Raw genomic sequence first — 9,031 nt, 5'->3', positions numbered from 1 at the left:
CCCTTGGCAGGGCCGAGATCGAAGCCGTCCGCTGAGGAAAGGCGGGAAAGGGGGCAGTCATGCCCGAGGTTGCTTTGTGCAACATCGCCGTTGATACCAATCAGCAATTGGACGGTACACGCCATTTTCATCGTTTTTCAGTGAGGTTTTGTGGTGTACTTTCGTTTGGGGTTTAGGACGTCGGCGAACACGGCCCCTTTTCTAAGGACATGCTTCCATGCTCGATCGAATCGAGCACATTTAGAGAACGGAGAAGTGAAACTGGATTCTATGTCAGGATTGCTGCCGCAGAAGTACTACCCAAAAACCAAGTCGACGCAGCCATAAATCCACGAAAATGCACACAAGTCTAGCGCATTGGCCCAGCATAGTGCAGAGTAAGCCCTAAAAGCAGATTTTTTATTATTCTCATCACAAACCACAGCGATGGACTCAACTAAACAATATTTAATGGGAGAAAGACCGATGTCCGAAGATGTTTCCGGCACTTGGGTATATCGTAGCCTGTTGAACGATCCCGACCCAAGCACCGTGTTTAATGACCTTGCTTTTGGCCTCGGTCAGCTAAATTTGGCTCTCGAAGGGGATATCCTGACCGGTACGTTGGGAGGTTCCGGCTGGTCCCTTGCGCTGACTGGCGCAGTCAAATCAGGCGATCCAACTCACTTGCGTTTTCAGGGCCGGGGTGAGATCGGCGGCGAAACATGGGTCTATGATTATCTATGTTACAGCGTCCCAGATTGGTCCCATGGTATCGAACAGCGTGACGCACTGGTGGGCTCTGTTATCCGTACAGAACCTCACTCGAACGGACAGGCAGAGGCGGGTTTCAGTGCCAGCTTCTACGCCGTCCGAGCCTGACCCCATAGGAGGTACCGTCGATGACCCTGCCCACCCCTCCGATCACCCGACGCGCCACGTTGGGCCTTTTAGGTGCCAGCGCCCTGGTCCCAGCCCTGCCTCGACCCGCAGAGGCTCAGCAAAAACCGATGCGAATGGACTTGGCCGCGTTCTTACAGGACGACAACCGGGTCAACAGCCTACTAGCTGCGTTTGACGTGATTAGGTCGAGGCCACCCTCGCACCCCGGGAGCTGGTTTTTCCAAGCTGCCGTTCATGGCGTCACGTCCGAGGCAGTTGCAACAGCGGAACTCGAAGATCCCGAAGTCGCCAATGTCGACCAGGCACGGTTTTGGAACCAATGCCCGCACTTCGGTCAGAACTCCGCGAACTTCCTGCCTTGGCACCGCGCCTATCTAATGTACTTCGAACGCATCCTGCGCGAGGCCGCGGGCGACCCGACGCTGGCCATTCCCTATTGGGATTACCATGATCCGGCCCAGCGAACATTCCCTGGAATTTTCGCCCCCGAGAGCTTTGGCCAAGCGCCCAATGAGATTCCAAATCCACTTTTTCACCCCAGCCGCGATCTTGGCTTTGCCTTTGGCGTGTTCCAGCTTACTGAACCCGCGGTGGACATCTCGCAGCCTATGAACACTGCCGAATTCTTCAGTTTGGTTGGAAACGAGGGCTTTGCCGGTGGCATCGCCGATGATGCCGGCGGCACGCAGGGGCTCCTTGAAGCAGGCGTGCACAATCTGCTTCACTTTGCCGTTGGCGGTGTTGTGGGCGACGCCACCGGCGCTATGGGCTCCGTCCCGACCGCGGCCTTCGACCCAATATTCTGGGTGCATCACGCCACCATTGACAGACTTTGGACCGAATGGATGTGCGGCGCAGGCCGCAACTGGGGAGCGCTGCCAGATTTCGACTGGTTTGACGCCACACCTTGGGAGTTCCATGACGAAACTGGCGCGGTGCAGACGCCGTCACGACGGTCGATGATGGATCATCGCGATCTCGGCTACGTCTACGACACAGACAATCCAGCTTGCATGCCGCTGGTGCTGCCGGATGAGCCCATCCTCGTAGCGTCAGCGAATAGGCCGTCCGAGATACTGGCCCGCGGCGGCACGAACACCCGGATCGCCGCTGACCCGCTCGCGGTGACGCTTGACGTGGCGGACAAGAGCGAAACTGACACGGTGCTGGTCGAGATATCAGGTATCCGCATCGATGCGCCGCTGAGCATGGGCTACGACGTCTACTTGCTGGACAATCCCGAGGTAACAGCCGACCGATCCTCCCCCAGTTATCTCGGCACTTTGGCGCTTTTCGGTCTGAACCACCACGCTGTAGGCTCCGAGCACTCCGGGTCCACCCAGACATTCGACGCGACGGCCGCGATGGCCGCACTCGACGACCCTGGTAGAGCGGTGGTGGTGATCCGACCCTTCGATCTTCTTACTCCTACCGCCGTCGCTGCCCGCACGGGCCTCGCCACTGATTTCGTCGCTGAACGGGCCGCCAATCCAGGCGCACTGTCCATCGAAGGCGTGGCCATACTTAGGCTCCAAACTCATTGAGTTAGAGCCAGAACAAGACGGTTGCTGCCAGCGCAACGGCGGACAGGAAGACCTTCGGGCATCGGTCGTAGCGGGTCGCGACGTGCCGCCAGTCCTTCAAGCGCCCCAAACATGATCTCGATCCGGTTGCGGCGCTTGTAGCAACGCTTGTCATACTTCACCGGTTTGCTCCGCTGTTTCCGGCCCGGGATGCAAGCGCGTATCCCCCTGTCTTTCAATGCTTTCCGGAACCAGTCGGCATCGTAGCCACGATCCCCGAGCAGCCAGTCGACATCCGGTAAGCTGCTGCAAAGCGCCCGCGTACCGATGTAGTCGCTGACCTGTCCTGCCGTGACGAGCAGGTTGAGAGGACGTCCCTGGCTGTCGCAGATGGCGTGCAATTTCGTGTTCATGCCACCCTTGGTGCGCCCGATCAGGCGGCCACGCCCCCCTTTTTGACGCCAAGACTGGACGCCGTGCGGTGGGCTTTGAGGTAAGTGGCGTCGATCATCGCGGTCTTCTTCTCGCCGGGCTTGGCAGCTAGGCCCGGGGGCCCGGGTTACGTCCGTCGTGTGTGGATGCCCCATCCGGGTCAAGGCGCGATTTGGCGATGTCGGCCGCCCGATAGCAAACCTTTCTCGCTGCTAGCATGGCAAATAGATTGCAGCGGCTGAAGTTAAAAACGCATTTTGCTGTTTCGGCCTGTCGTGATACCCTGCCACCATGTCGTGTATTTAGGGCTTGACACGCCCATGGTTCAACTTGGTTCTGATTTCTTCAGTCATTCTTCCGCGCTGATCATCAGCCGCGCATGAATTTGGAGTTCGAGAAAATGGATTTCGCTGCCCGACGTCCTCTACGGATATTTCACACCTTTCCAGGAGCAAATACGCCGCGCAGCGATTCCTCTGCCAAACAGCCATTAAAACCTGCTGACGGCCATAGCGCGCCGCGGGGTGCAGACCTGCCGGGACGCGCTACATGGCAGAGCTAGTTTCACTCCTTTTAGGCGGTTCCAATGTGGGGTTTCAAGAAAGCGCGACGCAAGTCGCTCTGCGTGCCGCTCCGGGCCGGTCACGGAGCTTGGAGTCCACGCTCCAAACCCTGAGCTACCGGCGGTCGACTGAACGGCGCGGACGGCTGGGCCGTTTTGAGATTATCGACATGCGAATACCCGAAGCCGAAGTTGCCGCCGAAACTTCCATGCTGAGCCGGTCTCGCGATGTTCAGGAGCATGCGCCAGTTTATCATACGTCGGACGATGACGTGCCTTTTGTGCCGGAAGGAACATTGCTCTTGTCGTTCAATTCGGGTGCCGATGCCGGGCTGATTGACGACCTGATTACCAGATATGACCTGGAGTTGGTCTCGGTATCCAACGGATTTTATACCGTGCGGACATATACCCGTGATGGCGTCAAACTCGCGGCGGAGCTCCAAGAGGACCCTGCAGTCGCACTAGCCGAGCCGGATCTGATCACACCTCGCAACTTGCTGAATTTCCTGCCAGATGATCTCATGCTCGCCCGCCAATGGCATCTTGAGAACCGCGGCGAGATCGACGGAAATACCGCCGGTCTCAAGGCCAAGGCCGATGCGCGAGTAGTTGACGCCTGGCGCAAGCTGGGCAACCTCGGTTCAGCCGAGGCCGTGATTGCAGTGATCGACGACGGCTTTGACCTTGCGCATCCGGATCTTGCCGAAAAGGCGGTGCATCCGCATGACTTCATCCGCGGCGATGACAACGTGGCGCCCGAACCGGACCTTTTTGCGCCAATAGCCGGCGATTGGCACGGCACCGCCTGCGCTGGCGTCGCCGCCGGTAAGCCCGGCGGCGGACAGATCGTGGGCGCGGCCCCAAACGCGGCGATCATGCCCCTGCGAATGACAGATCACTTGTCAACGCTGAATGTTGCTAAATGGTTTGACTATGCCAGCGACAACGGTGCTTGGGTGGTGAGTTGCAGCTGGAACGCCGAGGCCAAGGTATTCCCCTTGCCGACACGCATCGCGCAGGCGATCCATCGCTGCGCTACCGAAGGGCGCGGCGGCAAGGGGGCGGTCGTGGTCTTTGCGGCAGGAAACTCCGGCAAGGACGTCAACGATCCACCGCGCACCCAGAACGGCTTTGCCATCCATCCGGATGTCCTTGCGGTGGCCGCATGCACCAGTCTCGACAGGCGGGCAAGCTACTCTGAAAAAGGGAGGGAAATCGCGGTCTGCGCGCCCTCCGCCGGGCGCGGTGGACTTGGGATTACGACGTCCGACGTCACCGGTACTTATATCGACAGTACAGGTACCGAAAGATCGCGCGGCTACAAGCCGGGTGACTATCACAACGATTTCGAAGGCACATCAAGCGCCTGCCCGCTGGTTGCCGGGATTTGCAGCCTCGTGCTCAGCGCCAATCCCCGCCTTACGGCGGCGGAGGTGCGCGACATCATCCGCACCAGCGCGCGCCGGATCGGATCAGATGCAGATTACGTGAACGGGCATTCGCCGGAATACGGTCACGGCTGCGTCGATGCCGAAGCCGCCGTGACCAGAGCGCTGGAGGTCGCGGCAAGCGAAGGCCTGCTGATTGCCGATTTAGGAAGCGGCCCCGGGACCGGATGAGGGGACAAATGAGAACAACGGAGATTTTTACCACCACCTGAAACCTAAGGGAGAATAACGGTGCATATTCCCAAAATGATCACTTTGTCTGCTGTCCTGATGCTGGGCCACGCGCCGATGGTAGTGGCGCAAGACGATTCCGGACCTGCCGCAAGCCCGCTGATCATAGGCGGCGCGCCGGTACCCGATATTTCCGAAACGCCCTGGCAGGTCGCGTTGGTCGGTGGCGGCGAGGACCGAAACCAGTTCTGTGGCGGCACTTTGGTGGCCGCAAACTGGGTGCTGACAGCGGCACATTGCGTGGATAGCCCGCTGTGGCAAAATAATCCCGAACGGCTCAGCATCGTTGCCGGCACGCTGACTTATGAGACTGGCGGGGAGTTACTCGGGGTGACCGCGATTCACGTGCATCCTGACTGGAACCCCACCACATTCGACAATGACGCGGCGTTGATACAACTGGCCAGCGATGCCACGATGGGCGAACCGGTCGAGATGCAGACAACGGATGAGCAATTGCCGGTCGGACCGCGCGTTCGGGTTACCGGATGGGGTGCCACGTCGATGGGCGGTCCGGGTTCCGACGATTTGCTGTTTGCCGAGGTGCCGGTGATAACGAACGAGGTTTGCAACGAACCCGCAAGCTACGATGGCGCGATCCTGCCGTCGATGTTCTGCGCCGGTGAGCGCGACGGCGGCGTCGATGCCTGTCAGGGTGACAGCGGTGGGCCGGTTGACGGCATCATCGGCAGTGAAGACCGTGTCGTCGGCATCGTAAGCTGGGGACAAGGCTGCGCGCTGCGTTTGAAATACGGCGTCTATACGCGAGTCTCGGAGATCTCCGACTGGGCCAACGAAACCATGTCCAAAACAGCCGAAAATAAGTAACAGCAATGCGCCCCGGTATTACTTGGCCGGGGCGACGGTTGTTTGAATGGAAGGAGCCGATAAGATGCCGAAGAAACTGCGCGTCAGCGCCGCGACTCTGCCCGAATTGCGCGATTTCCTCGCCAGGGCGGAGGTTGACATGGGGTGTCGACCGGTCGCAGTGAAACGCGATGATCGCTACGCCACAACGGTCATATCCGAAGATATAGAACTTGCCCGCCTGAGCACGCGACGTTCGGGCGGTGTGCAAATCGAAGTCCTCGAAGAAATGCCCTCGGCAGCGCGCCGACTGCGCATGGCGCCCCGCGGTAACCGCTTTCTTGGTGGCGCGGCGCCGCGCGGCCTTGGCAGGAAGGAGTAACCGATGAGCTATCTCAATTTCGAAGAGATCACGACCGGGATACAACTGCTTGCCACTGAATATGGCGATTTCTGCGATCTGGTCACCCTGCCCCATACCAGCGTGGAGACGCGGCAGGTTCATGCACTGGCACTGGGCGATACGCGTGGCCCGGACATGAAGACGGTGATCTACGTCGGTGGGGTGCATGCCCGCGAGTGGATTCCACCGGATGCCCTAGTCTACCTTGCCGCCGACCTGCTGGAAGCGCGCAAGGGCGGCACTGGGCTGACTTATGGCGAGGCGCGCATCACGGCCGATGAGATCAGCCAAATCTTCGCCAACATGCAACTGCTGATCCTGCCTTGCGCTAACCCCGATGGCCGTGTCTACAGTCAGGAAGTCGACCCGGACTGGCGCAAGAACCGTGTTCCCAACCCGATGCCGGACGGAGGCATGTGTCACGGCGTTGACCTGAACCGGAATTTTGACGTGGCTTGGGATTTTCGCCGCACTTTCGCACCCAACGCGGTCAGCGCCTCCGACGACCCATGTCATAAATACATCTATGTTGGCCCCGAGGCAGCCTCGGAGCCCGAAACACGCAATATCGTCTGGCTGCTAGATCACTACACTGGCGCGAGATGGTACTTGGATATTCACAGCGCGGTGCCGGCGGTCTTTCACAATTGGGGGCTGGACGATATCCAGACAGACACCCCCGAGATGAATTTCCTCAACCCAGCCCACGACGGTCAACGCGGCATCGCAGGCGATACGGCGTATCGTGAGTTCATCGAGGAGGCCGATGCAGCCGAACTTTTGCGCCTGTCCCAGCTTATGGCCAAGGAGATTCACAAAGTCCGCGGTGACGACTACGAGGTTTCGGCCGCCTTTTCGCTCTATGCAACTTCGGGCGCGAGCGACGATTACGCCTACAGCCGTCACCATGCCAATCAGGACAAACCCAAAGTGCTGGGCTTTACCATGGAATGCGGCCACGATTTTCAGCCGGAATTCAATGAAGCGGAGAATGTGATGCGCGAGGTCTCTGCGGCGCTGGTCAAGTTCGCCGCCGATGTGAGCACTACCGCAATTGCCTGACGTGCACTCCCTGCCCAATAACAGGCCTAGTTGGGGCGGTTCCGGAAATGAGCAATAAAACTTTCGAGGGAACTGCTGCATTGCCGACCGCCAAGCTGGGATGGTAGCAAGGACCGGTGGCAAGTCAGAGGCCATGGGATGGTCCCCGATCAAGATCGCGTTCGTTCTCGATTTCATGATCCCGTTCCTTCTCAGGTTCGTCCTCCAGCTCCAGCCTCTCGCGCTGCTTGTTCAGTACCGCGTCGAGCTTCTCGCGGATCGACGGCTTCTCGCTATCCTCGGCGCCCGCGTCCCGCTCAGCCCCTCGATCGTTGTCTAACGTCTCCCGCAGCCGCTCCTGCGCCCGGCTCCTGTCGGCCTGCTCCATACCTGCCTCCGCGCTGTCCCGCCCGACGATCCGCGCCAGACGCTCCCGCACATCCTCCGACCCGCGCCCTGCCGTCCGGTTCTTCGTCGTCGCCGTCCTGAGCGCCGCGAGGCCGGCCGACACACGCCTCTGTCCCTCCTCGCGGGCCTCGCCATAGATCTCCCGCGCCCGGTCCAGCCGCTCGCGCATCTCGCGGACCATGGCGCGCGCCTGCCGGGCACCGTGGACGGTACTGCCGCGCTCGGTAACGGGTTCGTAGTCACGCCCCTCTGCTGCGGCCTCCCGCATGGCGCGCCGCTCCATGGCGTTGGCTGCCGGTCCCAGCTTCACCTCCGGCGCGCGGTCCAACTCCTCGGCCGAAGCGAGGTCCCCGCGTTCCAAGGCGCTCTCACGCTGCGCGTCGAGCGAGCGGTGATCGACACGCTCGGCCTCGCCCGCACGCTCCAGCGCCCGGTTCTGCAGCTCCGCCCACACGCCGCGCATTTCCTCGATCTCGACGCCGCCGGTCTTGGCAGCATCGAGCACGCGGGTCTTGTCGGTGAAGCCCTCCGCTTCCAGCCGCCGGGTCGAGGTCAGAAGATGCGCGTGATGGTTGCGCTGGTCGCCCTCGCGATGCGGCGCATGGATCGCGACATCCACCGCCACGCCGTAGCGTCCAACCAGCTGCTCGGCGAAGGCGCGGGTGATCTCCGCCCGTTCGTCGGCGCCGAGCTCGGACGGCAACGCCAGCTCCCACTCGCGAGCGGTGACGGAGTTCTTGCGGGTCTCGTGCGCCTCGGCGGCGTTCCACAGCGCCGCCCGATCCTGCGTCCAGGCCGGCGCGCCCTCGGGCGCCACGATGAAGCTGTCTTCGACACCCTGCTTGGCGGTGTAGTCATGCACCCGCCCCTCGCGCTGGCAGTCGATGCGCTCGCCGGCGCGGTAGGCTGCCGCCGCCGTGGCCGAGCGGCCGGCGCTGCGTTTGATCGTCTTGACCGAGAGGTGGTAGCTCGCCACGCGCCCTACCCTCCGACAGCCACGACGAGCAAGCGCAGCGCCCCCTGGCTGGCCTGCTGGCCAGCCGTCGTCCGGCCCCTGGACCGCGCTCTGTCACGCAGGGGCCGGGGGCCGGACGACAGCCCGCGCGGAGTGGTCTCGAAGAGGCCCGAGGCGCGGGCTTGCCCACGGGCGGTTTGCCAGCGGCAAACCCGGCGAGCCGCCTGCCCTGCGATGGGACCGACGGGCGCCCGCCGCCCGGTGCCGAAGCCCGTGGCAGGCCGGCCCGCGTAGCGAGCCATGGCCGATCCGCTGGCGTGGCGCGGGGCGGCGCGC

General features: G+C 61.5%; 7 protein-coding genes and 1 pseudogene. 6 read left to right on the top strand and 2 right to left on the bottom strand.

What is annotated here, in order from left to right:
• The first annotated feature begins 465 nt into the window (after nt 1-465).
• Nucleotides 466-861: a hypothetical protein gene (locus tag MBELCI_RS20185; protein ID WP_081698650.1), complete on the top strand. Its 396-nt coding sequence runs from the start codon at nt 466-468 to the stop codon at nt 859-861.
• A 20-nt stretch (nt 862-881) separates the two neighbouring features.
• Nucleotides 882-2,426: a tyrosinase family protein gene (locus tag MBELCI_RS17580; RefSeq protein WP_021695597.1), complete on the top strand. Its 1,545-nt coding sequence runs from the start codon at nt 882-884 to the stop codon at nt 2,424-2,426.
• A 1-nt stretch (nt 2,427) separates the two neighbouring features.
• On the opposite strand, the pseudogene MBELCI_RS17575 reads toward MBELCI_RS17580, so the two are convergent.
• A pseudogene (locus tag MBELCI_RS17575) lies at nt 2,428-2,952 on the bottom strand (IS5 family transposase); the annotation flags it as partial.
• Between the two features lie 536 nt (nt 2,953-3,488).
• On the opposite strand from MBELCI_RS17575, the gene MBELCI_RS17570 reads away from it, so the two are divergent.
• From MBELCI_RS17570 to MBELCI_RS17555, 4 genes are all read left to right on the top strand, one after another.
• Nucleotides 3,489-5,021: a S8 family peptidase gene (locus MBELCI_RS17570; protein ID WP_158497408.1), complete on the top strand. Its 1,533-nt coding sequence runs from the start codon at nt 3,489-3,491 to the stop codon at nt 5,019-5,021.
• A gap of 60 nt (nt 5,022-5,081) precedes the next feature.
• The gene (locus tag MBELCI_RS17565) at nt 5,082-5,909 is read left to right on the top strand and encodes a serine protease (protein ID WP_131505594.1); all 828 of its coding nucleotides are present in this window, start codon (nt 5,082-5,084) and stop codon (nt 5,907-5,909) included.
• Between the two features lie 64 nt (nt 5,910-5,973).
• Complete coding sequence (locus tag MBELCI_RS17560; RefSeq protein WP_045320449.1) at nt 5,974-6,270, top strand: hypothetical protein; 297 nt, start codon at nt 5,974-5,976, stop codon at nt 6,268-6,270.
• A gap of 3 nt (nt 6,271-6,273) precedes the next feature.
• A complete protein-coding gene (locus MBELCI_RS17555; protein WP_021695593.1) occupies nt 6,274-7,353 on the top strand; it encodes a M14 family metallopeptidase in 1,080 nt (359 codons plus the stop codon).
• 124 nt (nt 7,354-7,477) lie between these two features.
• Here MBELCI_RS17555 and mobQ read toward each other — a convergent pair whose 3' ends face one another.
• Nucleotides 7,478-8,716, bottom strand: coding sequence for a MobQ family relaxase (gene mobQ, locus MBELCI_RS17550; protein WP_021695592.1), 1,239 nt, complete (start codon nt 8,714-8,716; stop codon nt 7,478-7,480).
• Nucleotides 8,717-9,031: the final 315 nt, after the last annotated feature.

Source organism: Limimaricola cinnabarinus LL-001 (genome assembly GCF_000466965.1).
GTDB lineage: Bacteria > Pseudomonadota > Alphaproteobacteria > Rhodobacterales > Rhodobacteraceae > Limimaricola > Limimaricola cinnabarinus.
Note: the sequence above shows the minus strand (reverse complement) of the source record. Positions and strands in the feature narration are given on the sequence as shown.